The following is a 24,866-nucleotide window of genomic DNA, read 5'->3' as shown; positions in this document are numbered from 1 at the left end:
TCTTGAAAGACGCGCGGCGCTGTAGCGGTCAGCTTCGCGATGAAAACAGCGAGGCGAGCGTCGAAGTCGGCTTGTTGTTCAGCCTCGGCACCACCACAAGCTGCTTGATCTCGCCGCGTTTGTAGGCGGCCAGGAAGCGCTTGTAGTCCTTGAAGGAGACGCAGCCGTTGGAATCGCCGTTCTTGCCGAGCATATAGGTGTGGGCAAGCAGGCCGACGCGGTCAAAGATGGCGTCCGAGCCCTCGACGGGCGTCAAGCGGATCGCCTCGACACCGTGGAAGAGCGCCTCGCGCATGGTGAGGACATAGGTGTGCGGCGGCGTTGGTCCGCGCATCTTCTTGTCCGCATAGCGCGGCTTGTCACGCATCTTGCCGAGGCCGGAATGGGCTTCCAGTCGTTCGCCATTCGGCAGGTAGACGGTGCTGTTCTCGATATCGTAGATCGCAACACCTGCGCGCAGCTTCGGCGAGAAGACCGGCTTGTCGTAGCGCGGCACGGCATCGTCCTCGTCGTCCTCGATCGGCGCGTTGGGCTGGGCGTAGGCCAGTACAGGCCCGGCAGAACGCGGCGCACCCTTGGCGGCCGGCGCCGGTTTGCCGACGAGGCCATCGGGACGCGCCATCGGCAGCGGCACGGAACCTGCATCCGGAGTCAGCACGAGATCGAAGGGCTGCTGCTCTTCGGCTTCGGCAACTTCCACAGGCGCAGGTTTTTCCTCCGGCAGCGATGCGGTCTGGAGAGCGGGCGCGGCCGGCTCGACCGGGGCCGGCGCAATCTGCTGCGGTCCGGCATCGGCACGTGCGAGCAGGGCGGGAAGTTCGACGGCCGCAACGGTTTCCTTGGAGGGAATGATGATGCGGTCGTCGCTATCTGCTTCCGCTTCCGCCCGGGCAAGCTCGACCGGCGGCGTGATGATATCGTCCTTGGCGAATTTCGCAGTATCGGATGGTGTCGCGGCGGCGACGGCGACCGGCGGTTCGTGAGGGGTGACGAGGTGATTGTTCTTGGCAAGCGCCAGCGCTCCCATTGCGGCAGCATTGGTCTTTTGCGCGTGCGATTGAATGAGGTGAGCGGTCAGGGCTACGACCGGCTTGGCATTGAAGGCCGCCAGTCTATCGGCTTTGCCGACATGGATCAGTCGGTCGTGAGGGGTCGGCGGCTTCGGTTTCAGCGCCGATGCGACCTGCGTGAAGCTCTCCGAGGCAGAAGCCGGCGCGGCCACCGAATGCATCGTTGCCAAGGTCGCGATCAGCCATGTTGAGGTTAAAAGCCCGGCGCCGACGACAACGTAAAGAAAACCGCGAGATCTGCGTGAACGAAAAGCAGATTCGCCAAGAGGGGCGACGTTACCCAACGTCCCGACCGCAAACGCCATACTAGACTCGTCTTTCAAACTCGCTACGCAGGCCGGCGGCACTGACTGAAACTAAACTTCGCCGGGGCCGGTAAGGGCGCAAAAGGGCCGAATTTGGGCCGCCTGCGACTTCCGACTGTTTCGCAAGGATGACGAATTATGGTTTCTAATTTGTTTACGCGCTATCGCAGTTTCTGACGATGTCTCAAAAGAGATGCCTGCACGGCCACTCAGGCGCGTTCCATCACATAACTTCCCGGCGCTTCCTCGATCGCGTTCAGCGCATCGCCGCCGGGTTTGCGCGCAGCAACGCGCCTGCTGTTATGCGTCTCGATCCAGGCCTGCCAATGCGGCCACCACGATCCCGGCGTCTCTGTCGCCTGCTCAAGCCAAGTCTCATAGTCGCCCTTTGCCGGGCCGCCCGTCCAGAATTGGTATTTCTTCTTGTCGGGCGGGTTGACGACGCCGGCGATGTGTCCCGAGCCGGTGACAACGAATTCCACCTTGCCGCCGAAGAAGTGGCTGCCGAGGAAAACGGACTTGGCAGGAGCAATGTGATCCTCGCGGGTGGCGAGATTATAGATCGGGATCTTCACGTCCTTCAGCGACACGGCTTTACCATCGAGCATCATCTCGTTCTGGGTCAGCGCATTCCGGAGATAGCAGTTGCGCAGGTAGAAAGCATGGTTTGCCGCCGCCATGCGCGTCGAATCGGCATTCCAGAACAACAGGTCGAAGGGCAGGGGTTCCTGGCCCTTGAGGTAGCTGTTGACGAAATAAGGCCAGATCAGCTCGGAGGCGCGCAGCATGTTGAAGGCCATCGACATTTTCGAGCCGTCGAGATACCCGGCGGCCTTCATATGCTCTTCGAGGGCCGCGAGTTGCTCCTCGTCGACGAAGACCTTGAGATCGCCGGCATGGGTGAAATCGACCTGGGTGGTGAAGAGCGTGGCGGTCTTGATCCGTTTGTTCTTTTCCTTGGCATGCAGCGCCAAGGTTGCCGCCAGAAGCGTGCCGCCGACACAGTAGCCGACGGCGTTGACGTCCTTTTCGCCGGTCGCCTTCTCGATCGTCTCGAGCGCAAAATCGATGCCTTCGCGCGCATAGGCGCCCCAGTCCTTTTCGGCATGGCGCGCATCCGGGTTGACCCAGGATATGACGAAGACGGTCTGACCCTGGTCCACGCACCATTTGATGAAGGATTTCTGCGGGTTGAGGTCGAGAATATAGAATTTGTTGATCCAGGGCGGGCAGATCAGCAGCGGCCGCTTGAGAACCGTTTCTGTCGAGGCTTCGTATTGGATGATCTGGCAGATATCGTTCTGCGCGATCACCTTGCCCGGTGTCAGCGCCATGTCGCGACCGACGGCGAATTTTGTCATGTCGGTCTGTCGAAGGCGAAGCTCGCCATTGCCGGCAGCGATGTCCTCGGCAAGCATCTTCATGCCGCGCACCAGGTTTTCGCCGCTGCTGGCGATCGTCTCGCGATAGAGCTGCGGATTGGTGGCGACGAAGTTGCTCGGCGAAAGCGCTGCCGTGATCTGCTTCACGTAGAAGCCGGCCTTGTGCTTGGTGTGCTCGTCGAGACCGTCGGTCTCCGACACCAGCTTGTCCACCCAATCGGTCGTGACGAAATAGACCTGACGGAGAAAATCGAAGAACGGATTCTTCTGCCAGTCCTCGTCGGAAAAGCGCTTGTCCTTGCGGGTGTCGGCCGGCAGCGGCTCGCCCTGCATCCGCTGCATCGAGCGCATCCAGATGCCGAAGAACGAGGACATTAGCTGCGTCTGCGCCTCGAAGGTGCGGCGGGGATCGGAAATCCAGTATTCCGTCACTTTGGAGAGCGTCTTGACCATGTCGGTCATCGGATCGATAGCAGTTTCGGTGATCTCGCCGCGTTCACGCGGCGCAAGCCAGGCCGAGGCGGCCTGGCCGAGATTTTCGAGCGCCCGGGCGAGATTCATCGCCATCGTCTCGGGATCCTTCAACAGATAGGGATCGAGATCGGTTGCGTCGAAACCGGCCTTGGGGCCATTTTTCTGGCCGCCACTCTCCTGCTTGCTGTCGGTCACCATTTCCTCCGGCGGCAGCACTCTTTTTATCCATTCGTTGTACATCGTGATCGAACGAGAAAACAAGTTCCAGCCGCATCGGCTCGTGCTATTGCTTTGTGGCTGCGACAAATTTAACAGTCGAAGCATTCAGAACTGGATTTTGAGGCATGATCAAGAACCGCATTCGGAGCATCGCAACCTTCAACCGCACCGCACTGATCTGCGCCGCGGCCGCGATGGCGCTTGCCGGATGCAATCTGACGGCGGAGGAAAAGGCCGCCGCCGCCGCCAAGCGAGCGGCGCCCACCGCCGTCGTCATGCCGGCCACCAAGGGCGAGGCTGTCGAAGGCGGTCTGGCGAAGTCGCCGGACGGTTATCCGAATTTCGGCGCGCCGCTGACGGCCGCCAATGTCCAGATGAGCGACGAGCAGGCGGCCGAGCTGCAGCATCAGCTGACGGCACTTTCCGCCCGGCGCAAGGCCGGCGCGATCTCGGAAGCCGAATATCAGGCCAAGGTTGCCGAAATGCGCCGCCTGGCCGCCGAACACGGCGCTGAGACGCTCTCCGAAATCTCCAAATAAACCTTGCCTTTCAGGCAATTTGGACGCAAAGCCTTCCGGATGGATCGGAAGACGCAAATTTCCCGATAATGCGCATGACGCGGTCTTTCGGTCAAAGATTTGCCGCGTGGCTTGGGTCTGATGAATACGGCGCTGCGATTGTGAAGTTCGTGTCGCAGCCGCTGGAGACGGAACGAACTTCGACCGCGGCCCGAAAGCCGCCTTTCCATGGGGAATGAAATGGAAGAGTTTCACAAAGTCCGGCGTTTGCCGCCTTATGTTTTCGAACAGGTCAACCGTTTGAAAGCAAGCGCGCGAGCGGGCGGCGCCGATATCATCGATCTCGGCATGGGAAACCCTGACCTTCCCACTCCCCAGGCGATCGTCGACAAGCTGTGCGAAGTCGTGCAGGATCCGCGTACGCACCGTTATTCCTCCTCCAAGGGCATTCCCGGTCTGCGCCGCGCCCAGGCCGCCTATTATGCCCGCCGTTTCGGCGTCAAGCTCAACCCGGATACGCAGGTGGTCGCCACCCTCGGTTCCAAGGAAGGCTTCGCCAATATGGCGCAGGCGATCACCGCGCCCGGCGACGTCATTCTCTGCCCGAATCCCACCTATCCGATTCACGCCTTCGGCTTCCTGATGGCCGGCGGCGTGATCCGCTCGATGTCGGTGGAGCCGGACGAGACCTTCTTCCCGCCGCTTGAGCGCGCGGTGCGGCATTCGATCCCGAAGCCCTTGGCGCTGATCCTCAACTATCCCTCGAACCCCACCGCCTTTGTCGCGACGCTCGACTTCTACAAGGACGTCGTCGCCTTCGCCAAGAAGCACGACATCATCGTACTGTCCGACCTTGCCTATTCGGAGATCTATTTCGACGACACGCCGCCGCCCTCGGTTCTCGAAGTTCCAGGCGCCATGGATGTGACGGTCGAGTTCACGTCGATGTCGAAAACCTTCTCCATGCCCGGCTGGCGCATGGGCTTTGCCGTCGGCAACGAGCGGCTGATCGCAGCGCTGACCCGCGTCAAGTCCTATCTCGATTACGGCGCCTTCACGCCGATCCAGGTGGCGGCAACGCATGCACTAAACGGCGATGGTTCCGACATTGCGGAGGTTCGCAACGTCTATAAACGTCGACGCGACGTCATGGTCGAAAGCTTCGGCAAATCCGGCTTCGAAGTGCCGCCGCCGGCTGCCACCATGTTCGCCTGGGCGAAGATCCCGGAAAAATTCCGTCATCTTGGTTCGCTTGAGTTTTCCAAGCTGCTGGTCGAGAAGGCCGACGTCGCCGTTGCCCCTGGCATCGGCTTCGGCGAGATGGGCGACGACTACGTTCGTCTGGCGCTTGTCGAGAACGAACACCGCATCCGCCAGGCTGCGCGCAACATCAAGAAGTTCATGTCGACGGCAGACGAGACGATGCACAACGTCATTTCGCTGAACGCCCACCGTTAATCAACTCTCCGGCAGCCGCATTCGGCGGCTGCCGCCACACAGACATTTCAGGATCGATCCATGGCAGATGCCCTCAAAATCGGCATTGCGGGCTTGGGCACCGTTGGTGCCTCGCTTGTCCGCATCATTCAGCAGAAGAGCAACGAGCTTGCCGTCACCTGCGGGCGTCCGATTACGATCACCGCCGTCTCCGCGCGTGACAAGACACGGGACCGCGGCGTCGATCTTTCCGCCGTTACCTGGTTCGACCGGCCGGAGGATCTGGCCGAAAAGGGCGATATCGACGTCTTCGTCGAGCTGATGGGCGGCGCCGAAGGTGCTGCCAACATCTCGGTGCGCACCGCACTTCAGCGTGGTCTCCATGTGGTGACAGCCAATAAGGCGCTGCTCGCTTATCATGGCGTCGAGCTTGCGACGATCGCGGAGGAGAAGGGCGCGCTGCTGAATTTCGAGGCGGCGGTAGCCGGTGGAATCCCCGTCATCAAGGCGCTGCGCGAATCGCTGACGGGCAACGCCGTCTCGCGTATCTACGGCATCATGAACGGCACCTGCAATTATATCCTGACCAAGATGGAGAAGGAGGGGCTTTCCTTCGCCGAATGCCTCAAGGAGGCACAGCGGCTGGGTTATGCCGAAGCCGATCCGGCTTTCGATATCGAAGGCAACGATACCGCCCATAAACTCGCCATCCTGACGACGCTTGCCTTTGGCAACCGCATCGCGGCCGACGACATCTATCTCGAGGGCATCACCAATATCTCGATCGAGGATATCCACGCCGCCGCCGAGCTCGGTTATCGCATCAAGTTGCTCGGCGTTGCCCAGCGCACCGAGACAGGAATCGAGCAGCGGGTGCACCCGACCATGGTGCCGGTCGATTCGGTCATCGCCCAAGTCGACGGCGTCACCAATGCGGTGGCGATCGAATCCGATGTGCTTGGCGAATTGCTGATGGTCGGCCCCGGCGCCGGCGGCAATGCGACCGCCTCGTCCGTGCTTGGCGATATCGCTGATATCGCCAAGAGCCAGCCTGGCGCCCAGCGCGTGCCGGTGCTCGGCCATCCTGCTAAGGCGCTGGAGCCTTACCGCAAGGCGCAGATGCAGAGCCACGAGGGCGGTTATTTCATCCGCCTGACCGTGCTCGACCGCACCGGCGTCTTTGCAAGCGTCGCGACCCGCATGGCCGAAAACCACATCTCGCTCGAATCGATCGTCCAGCGCTCCAAGCAGCATCTGGCGCCATCTCATCACCAGACGATAATTCTGGTCACTCATGCGACGATGGAGGAGTCCGTGCGAAGGGCTGTCGCCTCGATCAAGTCGGAAGGTTATCTCTTCGGCGAGCCGCAGGTAATTCGTATCGAACGACCGAAAGAAGAAGCCTAAGCATTTCCGCCCGGGAATATCAGCCGCCCTGTCTCTGGCAGGGCGGTTTTTTCTGTTAATCTTTCAGTCTCCCCTGACGGAAGTCTATATTACCAAATGCCGAAATACTGATATAAATAAAACCATAGATGGTGAGTCGTCGGCGTGGAGCATTTCATGAGCAAGGACAGCCACGCCGGGAACGAGCATGGTTGCCCGAGCAAGGTGCCGCCAGCCCGTCCCGATATGTTTGCAGACATCCTCAAGCCGGTGCGCCGTGACTTTCGTGAAGAAAGCCATGACGAGGACCTTGACGATGAACATACGGAAGGTCGCAACTGGGCAATTCTGCTGGCGCTGTTTTCCTTCCTGCTGGTGCAGATCGGCGGCATTGCCGTCATCGTCTGGCTGGTCTTCTGGTAAAAATCCGTGTCTGCAAATCCTTCCCTATGTTATCTCCGCTGCTCCTGTAGAAAGAACAGATGAAGTCAGCGGAGTTTGGCATGGCAGATCTCGTCGATCCGGTACCGCGCGCGTTTCTCGGTGTTGAGAAATCGGTGCTCGACAATCGCTGGATTGCAAGGCTCGACCAGGCCGGCCAGAACCGGGCGCTCGCCATGTCGCAGGTCCACGGCCTGCCGGATCTGATCGCCCGCGTTCTGGCAGGACGCGGCGTCCCCGTGGACGAAGCGATCGAATTCCTCGATCCGACCATCCGCGGCCTCATGCCCGATCCCCACACGCTGACCGATTGCGAGAAGGCGGCAACCCGCCTCGTGCGTGCGATCGAGCGCGGCGAGAGCGTGGCGATTTTCGGCGACTACGACGTCGACGGCGCGGCCTCCTCAGCGCTGATGTTCCGCTTTCTCAGCCATTTCGGCATCAAGGCGAACATCTACATTCCTGACCGCATCTTCGAAGGTTATGGCCCCAATCCGGCGGCGATCAACCAGCTGATCGACAATGGCGCCCGGTTGATCGTCACCGTCGATTGCGGCTCCACCAGTCACGAGGCGCTTGCGGTGGCTGCCGGGCGCAATATCGACGTCGTCGTCATCGATCACCATCAGGTGACACATGAGCTGCCGCCCTGCCATGCCCTCGTCAATCCGAACCGCGAGGACGATCTCTCGGGGCAGGGGCATCTTTGCGCAGCCGGGGTCGTTTTCATGGTGCTGGTCGCGACGTTGCGGCTGCTGCGCGCGGCCGGCAATAAACGCATCCTGGCGCTCGACCTCCTGCAATGGCTCGACATCGTGGCGCTTGCTACGGTCTGCGATGTCGTGCCGCTGAAGGGCCTCAACCGCGCCTATGTGGTGAAGGGGCAGGTCGCTGCCCGGCACCAGAGCAATGCCGGGCTGGCCGCGCTTTTCCGCAAGGCGGGGCTCGCAGGCCCGGTGACGCCTTATCACTTCGGCTTTCTGATCGGCCCGCGCATTAATGCCGGCGGACGGATCGGCGACGCCGCACTCGGAAGCCGCCTGCTGACGCTCGACGATGCCGGCGAGGCGGAGGTGATCGCGCAGCGTCTTGACGAGCTCAACCGTGAACGTCAGGCGATGGAGGCCATGATGCTGCAGGAGGCGGAAGCCGAGGCCCTCGCCGAATATGGCGACGGCGAGGGTGCCTCCGTCATCGTCACCGCCCATGAGAAATGGCATCCCGGCATTGTCGGGCTGATCGCGGCGCGGCTGAAGGAGAAGTTCAAACGGCCCGCCTTTGCGATCGCCTTCGATCCTTCCGGCCGCGGCACCGGCTCCGGCCGCTCCATCAACGGCTTCGACATGGGCAAGATGGTGCGGGCAGCGGTCGAGGAGGGCATCCTCGTCAAGGGCGGCGGCCACGCAATGGCCGCGGGGCTGACGGTCGAGCGTGCCGATCTGGGCAGGCTGCGGAGTTACTTCACCGAGAAAGCCGCAAGGACGGTGGCGAGCCTCGTCGCCAACGAGACGTTGAAGATCGACGGCGCAATCGGCGCGAGCGGCGCCACGCTTGAACTCATCGACCGGCTGGAAGCTGCCGGCCCTTACGGCTCCGGCCATGCTCAGCCGCTCTTTGCCGTACCGGCTCACCGCGTCCGGGATGCGCGCCTGGTCGGCGAGAAACATGTGAAGGTGACGCTGGAGGCAATGGACGGATCGCGGCTCGACGGCATCGCCTTCCGCGCCGCAGATAGCGGCCTCGGCAATCTTCTCATCAATTCACGCGGTGCGAACCTGCATGTCGCAGGCTCGCTCGGCGCCGAACATTACCAAGGCGCACGCCGCATCCAGCTGCGCATCTGCGACGCAGCGCCAGCAAGATAGACGGCTGCGCCAAACGCCGGCGAACAAGAAAATTTTGAGGGTAGAAAGTGGCACGCCCTAGGGGAGTCGAACCCCTCTTCCCAGAATGAAAATCTGGTGTCCTAACCGATAGACGAAGGGCGCTTCCTTCGTTGTGGCGCCCTTATAGTCAGCACCTTCGAAAGCCGCAAGCGCCAAGACGCGAAAAAATCATCGTTTTCGCCGAATTTTTTGGGCTGTGGAAAACATGGCGCCGCGAGTGGCGAATAGCTGGAAATATCGAACCGGCTGAAAGGGGCGGCGGCGCTGCTCAGGCTCAATGGTACGCCCTAGGGGAGTCGAACCCCTCTTTACAGAATGAGAATCTGTCGTCCTAACCGATAGACGAAGGGCGCAGGCCAATTGCTAAAATAGGCGCGCGCACCGGCTTCTGCAAGCGGATGTGATGGCTTCTATATGGAGAGAAAGTGGCACGCCCTAGGGGAGTCGAACCCCTCTTCCCAGAATGAAAATCTGGTGTCCTAACCGATAGACGAAGGGCGCTTCCTTCGTGGTGGCGCCCTTATAGTCAGCACCTTCGAAAGCCGCAAGCGGCAAATTCGATTTTTTTCAAAAAAATGACAGATATTTTCGCAGCAGAGGCATTTGAGATTACCGCTGGCGAATCAACGGCTTGCGCAGCTTCCCATTAGCGCTTGAAATTCAGTTGACGTCAGGTGAGGGGGCTTGGCCCTGCGATATCAGATCGCCCTTGCCGCGGCCACCGGCGCCCGTTTGCCGCCGCAGCCCCAGTTCCAGTCGCGGGTCTTTCCGGTGTCGAGATGGATCGAGTCGGTGTGGCAATAGGTGCCGACGCCGCCGCGATCCGGCAGTGAGCGGATATAGGCGGCAATGTCCCATTTGGATACGCCGTCGATCTGAATGTCCGCTGCCTCACAGCTCTTGTGCATCGATTCGTCAGCGCCGCCGACCAGGCGGTTATGTTCTTCGTCACGATAGCCCGATGTGACGATGACTGGCCGGCCGAAATGCTTCTCGACCGTCTTGATCACTTTCAGCAGGTCCGGCTTAAAGCAGCCGACCTCGACATGATCGTTCTGTACATGCAGCCCGTTCGGAGCAACTCGCGTCATTCCCGGCAGTGCCGCCTTGTGCAGAAGGCCGGAAAGACTGCCGAGCAGGTTCTGTTTCGGCGCGCTGTAGAGCGCGTTTGCCGTCGACGCTGGAATAGCGCCCGTCGCCAGCGAGGCTGCTTGTACGGGCGCAGGCTGCGTGCCGGAATTTTCGGACGATTGCTGCGGCAGCACCGGCACCATCGGCTGCGCGGGGGCTGCCGGCTGCGCGGGCGCCGTCGGCTGGCTGTAGACGCTGGCTCTTGCGGGCGCCACACCTTCCGTGGGCGCATATGCCTGCGGCTGGATGATGGTGGAGGTGCTGTTGTTCTGCGGCGGCGTCTGGCGATCCGAAAAGATGCTCATCGCCTGGGCGTTGATCCGTGTCGATTGCATGACGAGCCCGCCAATATTGGCAGGCGCGGCCATTGCGGGATCGGCCGGCGGGGCGGCGGCATTAGGATCCCCTGCCACGACCTGAGGCGCCGCCTGGGCGCCGGAGACATTGACGAGCCGAGGGTCGGTGTAGACGGAGCGCGGGGCGGATTTCACGGGCGCTGCTGCGCCAAGCTGTGGCGCTGCGGCTGCCGTCGCCGGCACGGCTGCGGCGGAATCGAGCGTCTTCTTGTTCGATACGCAGCCTGACAGCGCCAGCATCGAAGTGGCGATCAGCAATGCTCCCGTTATGGGCATCCGCATCTCAACGTTACGCAAGCAATCGGTCTCCGGTTGATGCGAAAACGGCGAAATATCGCCATCTTCCGCTTCGAGTCACCGTGAGATTGCCTGCGGGGCCGGGTCGCGGCAAGCGCCAAGGCGCCGGCCGGGCCCGAAATCGCAAAAGCCGCAAGCTTCGCAAAAGCCTTGCGGAAAAAACCCTTACCAGGCGCCGGTATTGCCCATTGACGCCCAGGGTTCGGCGGCCGGAAGTGGGCTTCCCTTCTGCAGGATTTCGATCGAAATGCCGTCGGGCGATCGCACGAAGGCCATGTTGCCGTCCCGGGGCGGCCGGTTGATGGTAATGCCGTTGTCCATCAGCTTCTGGCAGATCGCGTAGATATCGTCGACCTCATAGGCGAGGTGGCCGAAATTGCGTCCTCCGCTATAATCCTCTGTATCCCAGTTGTAGGTAAGCTCGAGGCAGGGTGCCTTTTCGCTGCGCGCACGGTCGAGATCGTCGCGAGCGGCCAGGAAAACCAGGGTAAATCGGCCCTTTTCGTTTTCGTGGCGGCGAATCTCCTCCAGTCCGAACAGAGTGGTATAAAAGGAAAGCGAAGCGTCCAGGTCTCTGACGCGAACCATCGTGTGGAGATAACGCATTTTATCTACTCCTATATTGGGGCTGGCCCTTTTGGGCGAGCCATGGTCAGCTTCGGGCAAGTCATCATTATAAAATGTGCAGCTGGGAATAACCGAAAACAGGACTTGCGCTTATCCGTTACCAAGATGTTAATCTTGATTTCAAGAATCAGTTAACCGTAACAGTGTGACGCGTATCGAGGGGCTGGCGATAATGGCTGATAGGATTTCATCGAACGAATACACTGATCTCGACGAGCTGTCGTCAGATACGATCGATCTTGTTGAAATCACCGGTGTCGTCAAGTGGTTCGACGTCGCCAAGGGCTTCGGCTTCATCGTGCCGGACAATGGCATGCAGGATGTTCTCCTGCATGTGACCTGCCTGCGCCGTGACGGTTACCAGACGATCCTCGAGGGGACGCGCATCGTTGCCCTCATCCAGCGCCGCGAGCGCGGCTATCAGGCTTTCAAAATCCTCTCGATGGATCAGTCAACGGCGGTTCATCCCTCGCAGCTGCCGCCAGTGCGCACGCATGTGCAGGTCACTGCGACGAGCGGGCTTGAGCGCGCCTTGGTCAAGTGGTTCAACCGCACCAAGGGCTTCGGCTTCCTGACACGCGGCGAGGGCACGGAAGACATCTTCGTGCATATGGAGACACTTCGCCGCTTCGGCCTGACGGAGCTGCGCCCCGGCCAGGTGGTCCTCGTCCGCTTCGGCGACGGCGAAAAGGGCCTGATGGCCGCAGAGATCCATCCCGACGTTCCGAGCCCGGCAAACCGGTCGCACTGACATGCGCGGCCATATCCTTTTTCATGCGATCGGAAGCGCCATCATGGCGCTTTTTTTCTTGGTCGCCCTGCCGGCTTTGGCTGAGGAGGAAATGCGGTTCGACAAGGAGCCGCTGCTCATCCAGACAGCCGCGGGCAAGACGCTGCATTTCACCGTCGAGGTCGCCGCCACCGGCGACCAGCGCGCCCGTGGGCTGATGTTCCGCAAGTCGATGGCCGATGACGCCGGCATGATCTTCGATTTCGGCGAACCGCGGCGCGTCGCCATGTGGATGGAAAATACCACCCTGCCACTCGACATGCTTTTCGCCGATGCCGCCGGCACGATCCGCCACATCAAGGAAAACGCGACGCCCTTCTCGCGCGACATCATCGATTCGATGAGTGAAGTGAAATACGTCGTCGAACTCAACGCCGGTATCGTCAGCAAATTCGGCATCAAGCCGGGCGATCGAATCGTCAGCGCCACGACGACAAAAGCGAAGTGACGGCACGTAAGCAGGCCGGCTGCAATGCAATTATGAAGAACGACGAATATCAGGATATTGAATGGTCGGAGTGGAGAGATTCGAACTCCCGACCCTCTGGTCCCAAACCAGATGCGCTACCAGACTGCGCTACACTCCGTGCCGTGATTGGCAGCGGGAATACACGGTTCACTTCGCCGTCGCAACCCATAAATCCAGCTGTGGCCGGAGATTTCTCACCTGGCCTGTGGACGCAATGCGAAAATGTCGATCGCCCGTCCATTTCTCTGCGGGGCGCAATTCGGCGTTAGGGCTGGATCGGCCTTAGCCGCGGGCGATCAGGCCGATATATTGGGCATAGCTGATGGCGACATAGAAAAAGGCGGTGATGCCAGCTCCTATCACAATGGCATTGAACTCTGCCGAACGTCTCGTCATGCGTATGATCCACTGAAACCGATTAGGCCGCAAACTAGTGTCCCGGGCTGGATGCGGCAATCAGCTTGCGATCACAACATGAGACACGTGGTAATATTGCGCAATCGCATGGCGATGGATTGGGACAGATGGCAACGTGATCTAGGGAAGAATGTACGCAACCGCGCGATCTGGCGGCAGCACTATGTTCGCACGCATTTGGCGCCTCGTCGGTGTGGCGGTAAGGGCTGCGCGCCGATCTGCCTTTCGTCTTGAAAAAACGGGGATTCGCGGATAAGCAAAATTCATCGCTTCGCGTTATCCGTAACGACGAAGCAAAGCCCGGTAACGGGATTGAGACCATGCAAGGCGGGATGTCCCCGCATATTCGGAGATGCCGCAGTCATGTCTGCCAAGATCTATCGTCCCGCGAAGACCGCCATGCAGTCCGGCAAGGCCAAGACCCATCTCTGGGTGCTTGAATTCGATCAGGAGTCGCCGCGCAAGATTGATCCGATGATGGGCTACACCTCCTCCAGCGATACGCGCCAGCAGGTGAAACTCACCTTCGAAACGCAAGCGCTTGCCGAAGCCTACGCCCAGCGCAACGGCATCGAATACCGCGTTATCGCGCCGAAGGACCCGGCCCGCCAAGTTGTGGCCTATCCGGATAATTTCCGCTATACCCGCACGCAGCCCTGGACGCACTGATATTTCTCGTCCACATATGCCGCATCCGGTCGCGCTCCCTGAACGCGGCCACCGGACGGCCCCTTAGCTCAGCTGGATAGAGCACCTGCCTTCTAAGCAGGTTGTCGCAGGTTCGATTCCTGCAGGGGTCGCCACCTACTTTTTAAGTGTCTGTTTTTGAATTCAAATCTGACGCTCACCCCTCATTGAGTTTGGATCGAGGGGTTAGGCTGTTATCGTTTTTTCGCAGCGCCCGAAACAGCTAGCCTCTTTTTGTCGGCCTTGCGCGTGTAGTGGTTGGCCATCGCATCGCTTCGCCAGCCGAAGCGGGCGTTCAGTTCGCTGTTGCTGTTACCGCTTTCGGCAAGCAGCTGCGCGAGCGTTTTCCTGAGGCCATGCGCTCGGCCTTCCACCCAGCCTCGGCGCACATGCGAAGAGCAAGGGGAGACGTCGAAGGAAACCACCCGGCGGCTCGCCGCCATCATCTGGTTCGGTGCGGAGGTGACGATGGCGAAGTTGCGAATTTCTAACCCGGCGGGGTGATGCCAGATTTCCCAGATGCGGCCAAAGCGTAGGGCGATTCATCTTTCATGGAGATGGCATAAGGTTGCTTGTTTTAGCTGGTCCCGGAGAGTCTTTCCCACTCGAAGAAGCCAGTGACGGGGATAAGGCAGCGGCGCGACCTTTAAGCCCCCTGAACAGCTTATGTGCAGCGATGCCGCCGCGCATCAAGCCGTGCCTAGCCTAATTGTTCCCGTCCTGATAGTTCTTTTTATGAGCCTTTCGGCCAGTTGTAATTTTTTCCCAGTGCTCCTCGACCCTCCTGCATGCCTCCCGGGACTGCACTTCCACCGCCGGTAATACATCGAATGGACGCCCCGGTCGTCCTTTGAGCAATCTGGCAATAAGCGCATCGTCAGGACTAAGCTGTACGGGTTCGTGTTTGGAGCAAGCCATGGGGCTGGTCGAGTATTGCCTGCACAAGCTTGGAAGCTTTTTTTACAACACTTACTATCTGAATGGTAAGGCAATGGCGCTCAGTTTCGCCATTTCCATTGGCCTGGTTCTGATGGTTTTCGCGGTGGAACTCACCTATGTGGGGTTCGGCAAATCCGGGTTCCGTCGGGTTTTCTTCGAACGCAGCAAATCCACGATCACTGACATCGTCTATTTCGTCCTTCAGGCGACGGGAATGATTACGCTATTCGCGGCGCTCGCATCATTTGGTCTGTCCTATGCCATCACCCACGCGGCTCAGGATGCCCCACACCTGGACCTTGCCCGGAAGCTGCCAGGCTGGGCACATGTTCTCTTGTTCGTAGTGCTGTCAGACTTCTTGAGCTACTGGCAGCATCGGTTGATGCACCGGCTGCCCGTACTATGGCGGCTGCACGAATTTCACCACGCAGCCGAAGAGTTCAACGCGCTGACTTCATCGCGGGAGCATCCCCTTGAGAAGGCCATAAACGTGGCGATTATGGTCGTTCCGGCGCTGCTTATCGGCCTGCCAACGGCCGAATTCGCCATCGTGACCATCGCCTTTGGCACCATTGGTCTGGTCAAGCACAGTGCCATTCCCTGGCATGGCTGGTTTGGCAAATACGTGATCCAGTCACCACGCGACCACTTCATCCATCACTCCCGAGTGCGGGAACATCACGACAAGAATTTTGCCAATTATTTCCCGATCTGGGATCATTTGTTTGGCACCTATTACAAGGGCGATGCAGACGGTGCAAAGCTCGGTCTGGACCGCGACTACTTCAACCAAACCGATCCGTTCCGCGAAACCATCGCGACAGAAATCCGTTTCTTCCAACGCGCGTGGCAGGCTGCCAAGGCCAAGTGCGGCATAAGCCTCATAAGCGGAAAACCTGCCTCGCCGCAGGGGCTGTCAGGCCCGGAGCAGCGCCGGTAGCGCGAAGCTGGGCATCGCTCTGTTGTGATAAGCGGCAGCTTTCTGGAATCCACGAACTAGCTCCGATTGACAGAAATGGGTCGATTCCAGCCGCCGCTTATCGTCCTTAGTCGAAGTTAATAACACGTATTAGGCAATTGCTTTTTGAGACGTTGCTGATGGGATGGTGGCATGACAAAGCCGCCTCGCCAGCCATCGAAGCCGCTGCTCGGTGAACCCGAAGCGCCGATCCACAGCCGCCCGTAAGCTACGAGCATAAACGTTGGAGCAAACTCGCATGTAACCGCCGGGGACGGGGGTTTGGTATAACGGGCTATAACGATGATCTGGACCAGACACACTGCCCCCTACAACTGCCGCATCTACAATGATCTGATTTTGTGGTGCTTCCTCGTGGGAAGGCCCTCTCTAGACTAAGCCGCCGCAGCCCTACCTCATCATAGTACTGGAGGCGGCGGTGCAACGCGCTGCGACTGAGGTTGGGGATGGTGTCTCGCAAGCAGCCCAGCACGTCATCCAGCAGTGTCCCGGAAGGCCACAACGATGGCTTCTTCGTCCGGCGTTTACATCTGCTCTTAGGAGACTTGGGCCCCATCGGCGCATCGGCCGTTATCGTCCGCTTGCGCCAGGTGACCACCGTCTTTGGCTTCAGCCCGCAGCAGGGAAGGGGCGGTCGATTTCTTGCGATGCTTGGAGTTGGTTTCGAAGACGCGGCCTCGTGCGGGCGCTACCGTGAAGGGAGCTATCTACGAACGAGGTGCCGTCTTGAACAAGCAACCTTCCATTCGAGGCATGAACGGAGACTTTGGGATCCGAATGCCTGACCGACGCTCTGCGGGACCGCATCACCCACCGCGTCGGCATATTTCCCGATTGTAGGCACGGATGTTGCGGCGGTCGGACGACCGCCGCAACAGGTATGGTTACAGGATCAAATCGCCTGCGCCCAGGTGGACGAGGCCCTGCAGCTGGATCTCGAAGTCGTGAATGCCGTCGCCATTCAGGTCGGCCTGGACAATGGTCGCGTCGTGATCGGATCCATCCCTGTCGTCATAGTGCCAAGCAAGCGCGCCAGCCTTCTTGTCGAACAAGGCGTTCTCCTGCGCTTGGAAATGGAAGGTTGCATCACCCTGCGCGGAGCCGTTCGCATCGATCGCCGAGAGGTCGATCTTATCGACGCCTTTCTGGAAGTCGGTGATGACGTCACGGTCCCAGCCCGAACCGGATTCCGTCGCCATTTTGAAGACAAACGTATCCGAGCTTGTGCCGCCGGTCATGACGTCCTTCCCGGCACCACCAATGATGACGTCCGCGCCGGCGCCGCCGTCAAGCTTGTCCGCGCCGGCCCTGCCATTGAGAACGTTGCCGCCGTTATTGCCGCCGGTTAGCACGTCGTCGTAGCTGGAGCCAGTCAAGTTTTCGATGCTGACGAGCTTGTCACCGGTGGCGTGCCCGCCCGTTGCGGTCCAAGTCGCCAAGCTGACGTGGACTCCCGCGCCGGAGCCCGCATAGCTGGCCGTGTCGCTGCCATTACCGCCATCGAGCACGTCTGCGCCGGCGCCGCCCTTCAACAGATCATTACCGGCGAGACCCTTGAAGGTTTCGTTGCCGCCGTTGGACTGACCGTCGTGGGGCATGATGTCGTTGCCGTTGGTGCCGGTGTAGAGCTTCGTCGTCGTGGTTGGCGTTCCCGTGGTAGGCGTCTCCGTCGTCGGCGTGGTGGGCGTCCCCGTGGTCGGCGTCGTCGGCGTTCCCGTAGTCGGCGTGGTCGGCGTTCCCGTGGTGGGCGTTTCCGTCGTTGGCGTCTCCGTGGTCGGCGTACCGGTGGTTGGCGTTGTCGGTTGCGTCGGCGCCGACGGCGTTCCCGATACCGGGGTGGAGCCGGATTCGTAGGCACCCATATCGACCGTTCCTACGACGCGAGCGTCGCCGTCCAGATCGACCGAGCTGACGCCGTACTTGCTGGTTCCGCTGTCGATCGCCGCCGAGCCGGAGCCGAGGTGGAAGTCGTCGCTCGATGCACCCAGGAACTTGGGGTCGACGCCGAGCTTGTTGCCCTCCGTCGAGCTGGGCATTGCGTTGCCGCCATCGGTTTTGACCGAGGCCTGGCCGGCCGTGCCGTTATAGGTGATGTTGTTGGCCCAGACGATGTTCTTGTTGGTGTAGGCGTCGGTGGACGTATTGTCGATCGCAGTATTGTTCTGGTTCAGCGATGGGTCCGCTACGGCGACGTTGTTGACCCAGGTGTTGTTGCTCGACGCCGAGTTGCTGAGCTCGCCTCGCCAGGTGCCGGTGTTCAGCGGGTCCTGATTGTTGTGGTAGGCGGTGTTGTTTTTCACCGTGACGGAGTCGCTCCAGGTAACCTGGATGCCTTTGCCGCCGTTCTCGTAGACGAGGTTGTTCTCGACCAGGGTCTTGAACGTGTAGTTCGGATAACCGCTCGTCTGAGTGCTCTGGAAATCGTCGATGATGATCCCGTTGCCATCGGTGTGCTCACCAGACTTTGTCACGTTGTCATGCGAGATGTTGTTCCGCACGATCGTCCGGTAGCCGTCCGTCGAGGTATCGCCGGTGATGTTCCGGTTCTGGTAGATCGAGATGCCGGAGAACCAGCCTGTCGACGCGTTATTGTAGGTCTCGTTGCCTTCGATGCGGATGAAGTCCGACTGGTTGAACTGGATGCCCGACTCCCCGCTGCCGTGGACCTTGTTATTGAGGATCTGGACGTGGTGGACATTGTTCGCTTCGATGCCGTCGCCGTTGGCGCCGCCGATGTCAAAGCCGTTAACGACCACGTAGTTGGCGTTGACACTGATCGCGTTCCACGAGCCCTCGGGCGGCCGGATCAGCGCCCCGCCGGGGACCTCCGAGCGAAGCGTGATATTGCCTGCAGCCGAGCCGTCCTTGTCGATGTTGATGGCCTCGTTGTAGGTGCCTGCCTTCACCACGACCTCGTCGCCAGGCTTAAGGTCCGCCGCCATCGCGTCGCTGATCGTGCGGAAAGGAGAGGAGGCGCTGCCGTTACCGCCGCTGCTGCTCGAAGCCACGTAGTATGTTGTCATGATCTTGTTCCTCAACTCTAACGTTGCGTTTGCCCGTTAATATTTTTTAGTTAATCAGGGGTTACGGCGGGGGGTTATAGGCCGGCCTCATGGAGGGCGCAACAGCAACGCGGGCAGTAAGTGCTTGAGAAGAATAGCCTTATTGCTGACACAATATCAAAATCACCTCGATGTTACGGTTTGAAATATTTGAAGAATTTCGAGTTGACCAAATGTGGCAGTATTTATATCTCGCGGACCGAGAATTATTCATGATGCAACTAAAGCGATATGTCTGTATTGAAAACATTTGGGAAAAATTGATGGATCTGACTGTATTCCCGCTGCCAGTGGCGGAAACGAAATTTTTGTGAATCTGGCAATATTTTTGCTGAATTTGCCTATTTTCTGCAATTTGGCGCGAAAAATAGGGCCTTAATCGAGGGATATTGGGACGCCTGATCCATCCTCGAGTGCCTGATTCGATCACGAGTCGCCGCGCGCAAAATCGAGCCTGGGATGGGTTGTACTCCTCCGCCGACGCGTCAGCAGGTGAGCTCAAGTCGAAAACGCTAGCGCTGTGCCTGAAGCGTCTCCAGATCGTCTCGCGCTTCCGGAATGATGTTGCGCACGCCGCGCATCATGGCAAGGTCATCTCTGATCTTAAGAGAGGGCACCGCTGCGCAAACTCGGCGGTCTTCATTCTCATGGCGATCCCGCTGAGCGGGTGCGGGAAACGATGGTCGCAGTTCACCAGCCGATCAGCCCGTTCCGATCGATCCATAAGACGAACCGATGGCTCTTTTCGAGCGGGCCGATCTTGCCGCAGTTATTGGGAGCGGGTGTCTTCCACGCCGACGCCATTGCTGCCTCGACGCTTGCCACCGGCATTCCCGGCCTCATGTCGCCAAGCGCGGCGATATCCACATTCTCGTTCGACCCGCCATTGCGTGCACTCCATGAACACTTGCGAGCACAGCCCGGGCCACGCCAGCAATCAACTAACGCTCCAGTATCAGCGCCAACCTCGGAACTGTTCTCAGCGATCCAGGAAATGCTGGAAGTAAACTTCGGGGATGGGGTAGGCATAGACGCCTCTGTCGACGAAGCCGCGTCGATAGAGACAGTTTCTGAGCGCCGCGTTGTAATGAAGGCTTCTCGGGTCCGGCGAGCCGCGTCGCCATGAACCGGCCTCCGGCACGCACCGCTGGAGCGCTTTGTCGTATCGGGCCAGGAGGACCGGGTCGGTATCGACCCGAATGCCGCTGTAGGATTGATAGTTTGAAGGAGATTCTGCGGCCGAAATACAGCCCAAGCTAAGCACAACACCAACAACTGCCATCAATCGCATTGGATTTATCTCTCCCTAGATCGAATAATTGGAGTTATCTGCCCGGAGGTTATTGGTTCCAGCGCCTGCGGGCAAGGGCTTAAGACATGGCCGAATGGCTGCCGCCGCAAAATGGCGGCAGCCATTCGTCAGCAACCGATCGGGATCAGTCCAGGAGGTCGGCCGGCACCTTGCCGCCATTTTCCGAAAGCCGCTTCATCAGCGCCTTGTGCAGCCACATGTTCATTTTCGCGGAATCATTGCTATCGCCGGTATAGCCGAGTTCAGCGGCGAGTTCCTTGCGCTCAGCCAGGCTCGCGTCCATCCCGACCGCTTTCATCAGGTCGACGATCGAGTGACGCCAATCGAGTTTCTGGCCGCTCTTCTTCGCGGCAGCGTCGAGGATGGGCACGATATCGACCGTCGCCGCGGCTGGGCCTGTGGCCGGCTTGCCCTGGGCGGGAGAGGGCGCAGGCGCTGGGCTGGGCGCGGCCGACGGTGAGGCGGGCGCTTGTGCCGGTTCTGTCTTCGGCGCGCTCCCGGCAACGGGTTCGGCTGCCTTCGCTTCTCCGAAGATTGCATGTTTGATTTTGTCGAAAATGCCCATTCTCCAACCTCCACTGTCAATAAATGAGAACATGCTGAAACATGGAATTCCCAATGGGCATATCCAGAAGAGCGGAGGTTTATTTTTGCCCTCGAGTCGAGAACGGAAGTCGACATGACCGCTTTTGGCACAGTCGCCCACCGGCTGCTTTTACGGCGATAACGATGCGGCATCATTCACCGCCATTCGCCAATCCTTCACGTTGGCTTCGCATGGATGTCCTGGATGGCAGGTGTCCAATCGACGAAGGCACGCGCGTTCCTCGATTTTAGCTGTCGGACGTCACCGTCCGGCACATGAAACGGAGGAAGATCATATATCTACCTCAGGCTACCGGTTGCCCTGCTTGCATTCGCTTGTGCCCGTCCTTGCGCTGCCGGCATGGCAAGCACGGGCGATCGATGTCGGCGTTTCGGTCAATGCCGGCAATACCTCAATGCCGATGCCGGCGCGTCGCTCAGCGCACGAAGCGGCGTCGATGCGACGGCAGAGGCATCCCTCGGCAGCACGAACGGCGCCAACGCCGATGCAGCCGCCTATGCCGGCGACCGCGGCGTCAATGCCGATCTCAATGCGCGTGTCGGCGGTTCTGACCGGGTTGATGCCGACGCCACGGCTTCGATTGGCGGCGTCATCGGCGTCAACGCCAATCTTGCCATCGGCCGGGTGAACGGTAGAAGCGATGCCGCAGCGATGCGCGCCGCCGATGCGGCTGAGGTGCGCACCCTCGACGCCTTCCGCAGCATGCCTGCCGACCAGCGGCGCGAGATGCTCGTCCGTTGCGCCGATATTTCCGGATCGGGCGGTTCCGATTCCGGTCTTGCCGGTCCCTGCAGTCCGCTGCAGGCGACAGTTTCTCGTTGAACATGAAAGACCCGCCGAACCGAAAAGGGCGGCGGGTCTTTGACCAGTTCCGTTCCGGGGCTCAGTGCAGGATTTGGCTGAGGAACAGCTTGGTGCGTTCGTGCTGGGGATTGTCGAAGAATTCCGCCGGCGAATTCTGTTCGACGATCTGACCCTGATCCATGAAGATGACGCGGTTGGCGACCTGGCGGGCAAAGCCCATTTCATGCGTGACGCAGAGCATGGTCATGCCTTCTTCGGCCAGACCTACCATGGTGTCGAGCACTTCCTTGATCATTTCCGGGTCGAGCGCCGAAGTCGGCTCGTCGAACAGCATGATTTTCGGATTCATGCATAGCGACCGGGCGATCGCCACGCGCTGCTGCTGGCCACCTGACAACTGGCCCGGATATTTATTGGCCTGTTCCGGGATCTTGACGCGCTTCAGGAAGTGCATGGCGATTTCTTCCGCCTGCTTCTTCGGCATCTTGCGCACCCAGATCGGCGCAAGCGTGCAGTTTTCGAGGATTGTCAGGTGCGGGAAGAGGTTGAAGTGCTGGAACACCATGCCGACTTCGCGCCTGACTTCGTCGATCTTCTTCAGATCGTTGGTGAGCTCGGTGCCGTCGACGATGATCTTGCCCTTCTGATGTTCTTCCAGACGGTTGATGCAGCGGATCATCGTCGATTTGCCCGAGCCCGACGGGCCGGCGATGACGATGCGCTCGCCGCGCATGACCTTCAGATTGATGTCTCGCAGCACGTGGAAATCGCCGTACCACTTGTTCATGTTGATGATTTCGATCGCCACTTCTGTTGCGGAAACGGTGAGCTTTTTCGCTGGAGCTTCAGCCATGATTATTTTCCCTCATTCTTATCGTTTGTGGCCGGTGTCGAGGTGACGTTCGATGAATGCTGAATAGCGCGACATCCCGAAGCAGAAAAGCCAGAAGGCGAAGCCGGCGAATATCAGCCCCGTCAGCGGCGTTACCGCGGTCGCCCAGTTTGGATCGACGAAGTGGAGGCGAACGATGCCGAGAAGGTCGAACATGCTGATGATCGACACCAGCGAGGTGTCCTTGAACATGCCGATGAAGGTGTTGACGATGCCGGGGATCACCAGCTTGATTGCTTGCGGCATGATGACCAGGCGCATCTTCTGCCAGTAGCCCAACCCAAGCGAATCCGCTCCCTCGAATTGTCCCTTCGGAATGGCTTGCAAGCCGCCGCGTATGACCTCCGCCATGTAGGCCGAGGCGAAGATCGATACCCCGATGATCGCGCGCAAGAGCTTGTCCACCGTCCAGCCGGCTGGCAGGAAAAGCGGCAGCATGACGCTCGCCATGAAGAGGACCGTAATCAGCGGCACCCCGCGCACGACTTCGATGAAGATGATGCAGACCGTGCGGATCACCGGCATCTGCGAGCGCCTTCCGAGCGCCAGGATGATGCCGAGCGGGAAGGAGACGGCGATGCCAACGAAGGAGAGCACCAGCGTGACAAGCAGCCCGCCCCAGAGCGGGGTCTCGACGATCTCAAGGCCGTATCCGCCGTAAAGCAGAAAGAAGGACACGATCGGCAGCACGCCAAAGAGCAGGAGCGCGTTGAGGCCCTTGCGTGGCGCCGAAGGGATGAGCATCGGCACCAGGAGGAGTACGAAAAGAATGCCGACCAGCGTCGGCCGCCAGCGCTCATCGAGGGGATAACGTCCAAAAATGAACTGGTCAAATTTGGCATTGACGAAGGCCCAGCATGCACCGTTCCAGCTGTCTGGCTGGATGCCACCCTGCACGGCAGTGGCGCAGAAAGTGCGGTCCGGGCCACTCCAGACCGCCTGCACGAAGAGCCAGTCGATCGCGTGGACCAAGGCCCAGGCGAGAAAGACAAGTGCTAGGGCGGTAAGAATTATATCCTTCGGTGTCGCCAGCAGGTTGCGGCGAAGCCAGGCGACCGCGCCCTTTTCTCCTGAGGGGGGCGGCTCCGGCGCCAGTATGGCGGTTCTGACGAAACTGTTGCTCATCTTACCTCTCCACCAGCGCCATTTTGGCATTGAACCAGTTCATGAACAGCGATGTCACGATACTGAGGCCAAGGTATATGACCATCCAAATGAGGATGACCTCGACGGCCTGACCAGTCTGGTTCAGCGTCGTGCTGCCGACGGCAACGAGATCGGCAAAGCCGATGGCGATCGCCAGCGACGAGTTCTTGGTCAGATTGAGATACTGGCTGCTCAGCGGCGGAATGATGATGCGGAACGCCTGCGGGATGACGACCAGCCGAGTGATCGACGAGGGGTGAAGTCCGAGTGCGCCAGCAGCTTCCGTCTGTCCCTTCGGCACGCCGCGAATGCCCGCGCGCACGATCTCGGCGATGAAGGCAGCGGTGTAGAAGGAAAGCGCCAGGAAGAGCGACATGAACTCGGGCCCGACGACGGAGCCGCCGGTGAGGTTGAATTTGCCCGCGATCGGATAATCGAAGCTGAGAGGCGCGCCCGCGAGCAGGAAGGCGATAAGCGGCAGGCCGATCAGCAGACCGATCGAAGCCCAGATCGTATGGAACGGCTGACCTGTCGCCGCCTGCCGGCGATGCGCCCATCGGGCCGTCGCGATAACGGCGATGATCGCGACGATGAAGGCGACGCCGACGAGCCAGAAAGTCTCGCCGAAGATCGGTTTGGGAAAGGATAGGCCGCGATTGTTCAGATACGACCCGAGCGGCAAATGCAGCGACTCGCGCGCGCTCGGCAGAATCGCCAGAACGCCCGAATACCAGAAGAAGATGACAAGCAACGGCGGGATATTGCGGAAGACTTCGACATAGACCGTGCACAATTTAGCAATCAGCCAATTGCGCGACAGGCGGCCGATGCCGATGATGAAGCCAATGATGGTGGCGGTGATGATGCCGGTAATGGCGATCAGCAGCGTATTCAGAAGGCCGACGACCAGCGCGCGGCCGTAAGTTGAATCGCTTGAGTAGGCGATCAGCGACTGACCGACCTCGAAGCCGGCGCGGCCGTTGAGAAAGCCGAAACCCGACGCGATGTTGGCGCGTGCCAGATTGACGGCAGTGTTGTGCGCAACCCACCAGACGAAGACGACCAGCAGTACGATGGTGAGAATTTGAAAGAAGATGCCCCGAATCATCGGGTCGTAGAGGGCGGACTGAAAGCTCCAGCCGCTCCTGGATACACGTGTTGAATCCAAAGCCTGATGCGTCATGCCTGGCCAATTCCCCATTGCGCTCCTTTTCGGAGCTTTTTTATTAGAGG

22 protein-coding genes, 5 tRNA genes and 2 pseudogenes are annotated in these 24,866 nt (G+C 59.8%); 11 read left to right on the top strand and 18 right to left on the bottom strand.

Features of this window, described 5'->3' with window-relative positions:
* Window positions 1–28: 28 nt before the first annotated feature.
* Both GA0061105_RS03575 and GA0061105_RS03570 read right to left on the bottom strand, forming a co-directional pair.
* Entirely contained in the window at window positions 29–1,375 is a 1,347-nt protein-coding gene (locus tag GA0061105_RS03575) for a DUF2778 domain-containing protein (protein WP_092748017.1), read from the bottom strand.
* 209 nt (window positions 1,376–1,584) lie between these two features.
* Window positions 1,585–3,429: a PHA/PHB synthase family protein gene (locus tag GA0061105_RS03570; protein ID WP_245304212.1), complete on the bottom strand. Its 1,845-nt coding sequence runs from the start codon at window positions 3,427–3,429 to the stop codon at window positions 1,585–1,587.
* A 146-nt stretch (window positions 3,430–3,575) separates the two neighbouring features.
* Here GA0061105_RS03570 and GA0061105_RS03565 point away from each other — a divergent pair, with 146 nt between their 5' ends.
* The 5 genes from GA0061105_RS03565 (at window position 3,576) to recJ (ending at window position 9,097) form a co-directional block, all read left to right on the top strand.
* On the top strand, window positions 3,576–3,989 hold the full coding sequence (locus tag GA0061105_RS03565; RefSeq protein WP_064695968.1) for a hypothetical protein: 414 nt from the start codon (window positions 3,576–3,578) through the stop codon (window positions 3,987–3,989).
* A 219-nt stretch (window positions 3,990–4,208) separates the two neighbouring features.
* Complete coding sequence (locus GA0061105_RS03560) at window positions 4,209–5,426, top strand: LL-diaminopimelate aminotransferase (protein ID WP_064695967.1); 1,218 nt, start codon at window positions 4,209–4,211, stop codon at window positions 5,424–5,426.
* A 60-nt stretch (window positions 5,427–5,486) separates the two neighbouring features.
* Window positions 5,487–6,812, top strand: coding sequence for a homoserine dehydrogenase (locus GA0061105_RS03555; protein WP_092748013.1), 1,326 nt, complete (start codon window positions 5,487–5,489; stop codon window positions 6,810–6,812).
* A gap of 156 nt (window positions 6,813–6,968) precedes the next feature.
* On the top strand, window positions 6,969–7,214 hold the full coding sequence (locus GA0061105_RS03550) for a hypothetical protein (RefSeq protein WP_092748011.1): 246 nt from the start codon (window positions 6,969–6,971) through the stop codon (window positions 7,212–7,214).
* Window positions 7,215–7,294: 80 nt separating this feature from the next.
* On the top strand, window positions 7,295–9,097 hold the full coding sequence (gene recJ, locus GA0061105_RS03545) for a single-stranded-DNA-specific exonuclease RecJ (RefSeq protein ID WP_092748327.1): 1,803 nt from the start codon (window positions 7,295–7,297) through the stop codon (window positions 9,095–9,097).
* A gap of 48 nt (window positions 9,098–9,145) precedes the next feature.
* On the opposite strand, the gene GA0061105_RS03540 is transcribed toward recJ, so the two are convergent.
* The 5 genes from GA0061105_RS03540 to gloA form a co-directional block, all read right to left on the bottom strand.
* Window positions 9,146–9,220 (bottom strand) — tRNA-Glu (locus GA0061105_RS03540).
* A gap of 176 nt (window positions 9,221–9,396) precedes the next feature.
* Window positions 9,397–9,471: transfer RNA gene (locus tag GA0061105_RS03535), tRNA-Glu, on the bottom strand.
* A 73-nt stretch (window positions 9,472–9,544) separates the two neighbouring features.
* Window positions 9,545–9,619 (bottom strand) — tRNA-Glu (locus tag GA0061105_RS03530).
* A gap of 197 nt (window positions 9,620–9,816) precedes the next feature.
* Window positions 9,817–10,902 (bottom strand): YcbK family protein, encoded by a 1,086-nt coding sequence (locus tag GA0061105_RS03525; RefSeq protein ID WP_092748009.1) that lies wholly within the window; start codon window positions 10,900–10,902, stop codon window positions 9,817–9,819.
* A 165-nt stretch (window positions 10,903–11,067) separates the two neighbouring features.
* Window positions 11,068–11,508, bottom strand: a complete 441-nt coding sequence (gene gloA, locus GA0061105_RS03520; protein WP_092748007.1) for a lactoylglutathione lyase — start codon at window positions 11,506–11,508, stop codon at window positions 11,068–11,070.
* A 193-nt stretch (window positions 11,509–11,701) separates the two neighbouring features.
* On the opposite strand from gloA, the gene GA0061105_RS03515 reads away from it, so the two are divergent.
* Together GA0061105_RS03515 and GA0061105_RS03510 are read left to right on the top strand one after the other, a co-directional pair.
* The gene (locus tag GA0061105_RS03515) at window positions 11,702–12,280 is read left to right on the top strand and encodes a cold-shock protein (RefSeq protein WP_064695962.1); all 579 of its coding nucleotides are present in this window, start codon (window positions 11,702–11,704) and stop codon (window positions 12,278–12,280) included.
* Window position 12,281: 1 nt separating this feature from the next.
* Complete coding sequence (locus GA0061105_RS03510; RefSeq protein WP_064695961.1) at window positions 12,282–12,767, top strand: DUF192 domain-containing protein; 486 nt, start codon at window positions 12,282–12,284, stop codon at window positions 12,765–12,767.
* A gap of 62 nt (window positions 12,768–12,829) precedes the next feature.
* Here GA0061105_RS03510 and GA0061105_RS03505 read toward each other — a convergent pair.
* A tRNA-Pro gene (locus GA0061105_RS03505) sits at window positions 12,830–12,906 on the bottom strand.
* A gap of 662 nt (window positions 12,907–13,568) precedes the next feature.
* On the opposite strand from GA0061105_RS03505, the gene GA0061105_RS03500 reads away from it, so the two are divergent.
* Both GA0061105_RS03500 and GA0061105_RS03495 read left to right on the top strand, forming a co-directional pair.
* Window positions 13,569–13,874, top strand: a complete 306-nt coding sequence (locus GA0061105_RS03500) for an ETC complex I subunit (protein ID WP_064683560.1) — start codon at window positions 13,569–13,571, stop codon at window positions 13,872–13,874.
* Window positions 13,875–13,931: 57 nt separating this feature from the next.
* A tRNA-Arg gene (locus GA0061105_RS03495) sits at window positions 13,932–14,008 on the top strand.
* 78 nt (window positions 14,009–14,086) lie between these two features.
* On the opposite strand, the gene GA0061105_RS03490 is transcribed toward GA0061105_RS03495, so the two are convergent.
* Together GA0061105_RS03490 and GA0061105_RS33230 are read right to left on the bottom strand one after the other, a co-directional pair.
* Window positions 14,087–14,335: a tyrosine-type recombinase/integrase gene (locus tag GA0061105_RS03490; RefSeq protein WP_245304211.1), complete on the bottom strand. Its 249-nt coding sequence runs from the start codon at window positions 14,333–14,335 to the stop codon at window positions 14,087–14,089.
* A pseudogene (locus GA0061105_RS33230) lies at window positions 14,330–14,538 on the bottom strand (SOS response-associated peptidase family protein); the annotation flags it as partial. The gene GA0061105_RS03490 and the pseudogene GA0061105_RS33230, both read right to left, overlap by 6 nt.
* Window positions 14,539–14,808: 270 nt before the next feature.
* On the opposite strand from GA0061105_RS33230, the gene GA0061105_RS03485 reads away from it, so the two are divergent.
* Window positions 14,809–15,771, top strand: a complete 963-nt coding sequence (locus GA0061105_RS03485; RefSeq protein ID WP_092748003.1) for a sterol desaturase family protein — start codon at window positions 14,809–14,811, stop codon at window positions 15,769–15,771.
* Between the two features lie 415 nt (window positions 15,772–16,186).
* Here the strand turns inward: GA0061105_RS03485 and GA0061105_RS33225 are convergent.
* From GA0061105_RS33225 to GA0061105_RS03465, 5 genes and pseudogenes are all read right to left on the bottom strand, one after another.
* Window positions 16,187–16,548, bottom strand: a pseudogene (locus tag GA0061105_RS33225) (hypothetical protein); the annotation flags it as partial.
* A gap of 146 nt (window positions 16,549–16,694) precedes the next feature.
* A complete protein-coding gene (locus GA0061105_RS03480; RefSeq protein WP_092748001.1) occupies window positions 16,695–18,833 on the bottom strand; it encodes a choice-of-anchor Q domain-containing protein in 2,139 nt (712 codons plus the stop codon).
* Window positions 18,834–19,562: 729 nt separating this feature from the next.
* Window positions 19,563–19,901, bottom strand: coding sequence for a DUF7256 domain-containing protein (locus GA0061105_RS34050; protein WP_425348748.1), 339 nt, complete (start codon window positions 19,899–19,901; stop codon window positions 19,563–19,565).
* Window positions 19,852–20,163, bottom strand: a complete 312-nt coding sequence (locus GA0061105_RS03470) for a hypothetical protein (RefSeq protein WP_064691462.1) — start codon at window positions 20,161–20,163, stop codon at window positions 19,852–19,854. Before GA0061105_RS03470 ends, GA0061105_RS34050 begins: the two co-directional genes overlap by 50 nt.
* A 145-nt stretch (window positions 20,164–20,308) precedes the next feature.
* Window positions 20,309–20,749, bottom strand: coding sequence for a DUF3597 domain-containing protein (locus tag GA0061105_RS03465; protein ID WP_092747997.1), 441 nt, complete (start codon window positions 20,747–20,749; stop codon window positions 20,309–20,311).
* Between the two features lie 381 nt (window positions 20,750–21,130).
* Here GA0061105_RS03465 and GA0061105_RS03460 point away from each other — a divergent pair, with 381 nt between their 5' ends.
* The gene (locus tag GA0061105_RS03460) at window positions 21,131–21,613 is read left to right on the top strand and encodes a hypothetical protein (RefSeq protein ID WP_342587631.1); all 483 of its coding nucleotides are present in this window, start codon (window positions 21,131–21,133) and stop codon (window positions 21,611–21,613) included.
* Window positions 21,614–21,674: 61 nt separating this feature from the next.
* On the opposite strand, the gene GA0061105_RS03455 is transcribed toward GA0061105_RS03460, so the two are convergent.
* Genes GA0061105_RS03455 through GA0061105_RS03445 form a run of 3 tightly spaced genes read right to left on the bottom strand, consistent with a single transcriptional unit; the run spans window position 21,675 to window position 24,816 of the window.
* Entirely contained in the window at window positions 21,675–22,448 is a 774-nt protein-coding gene (locus GA0061105_RS03455; RefSeq protein WP_064691464.1) for an amino acid ABC transporter ATP-binding protein, read from the bottom strand.
* Between the two features lie 18 nt (window positions 22,449–22,466).
* Complete coding sequence (locus tag GA0061105_RS03450; RefSeq protein WP_064691465.1) at window positions 22,467–23,612, bottom strand: amino acid ABC transporter permease; 1,146 nt, start codon at window positions 23,610–23,612, stop codon at window positions 22,467–22,469.
* Between the two features lies 1 nt (window position 23,613).
* Window positions 23,614–24,816 (bottom strand): amino acid ABC transporter permease, encoded by a 1,203-nt coding sequence (locus GA0061105_RS03445; protein WP_064691466.1) that lies wholly within the window; start codon window positions 24,814–24,816, stop codon window positions 23,614–23,616.
* Window positions 24,817–24,866: the final 50 nt, after the last annotated feature.

The sequence above is a fragment of the Rhizobium aethiopicum genome, from assembly GCF_900094625.1.
Classification (GTDB): Bacteria; Pseudomonadota; Alphaproteobacteria; order Rhizobiales; family Rhizobiaceae; genus Rhizobium; species Rhizobium aethiopicum.
Note: the sequence above shows the minus strand (reverse complement) of the source record. Positions and strands in the feature narration are given on the sequence as shown.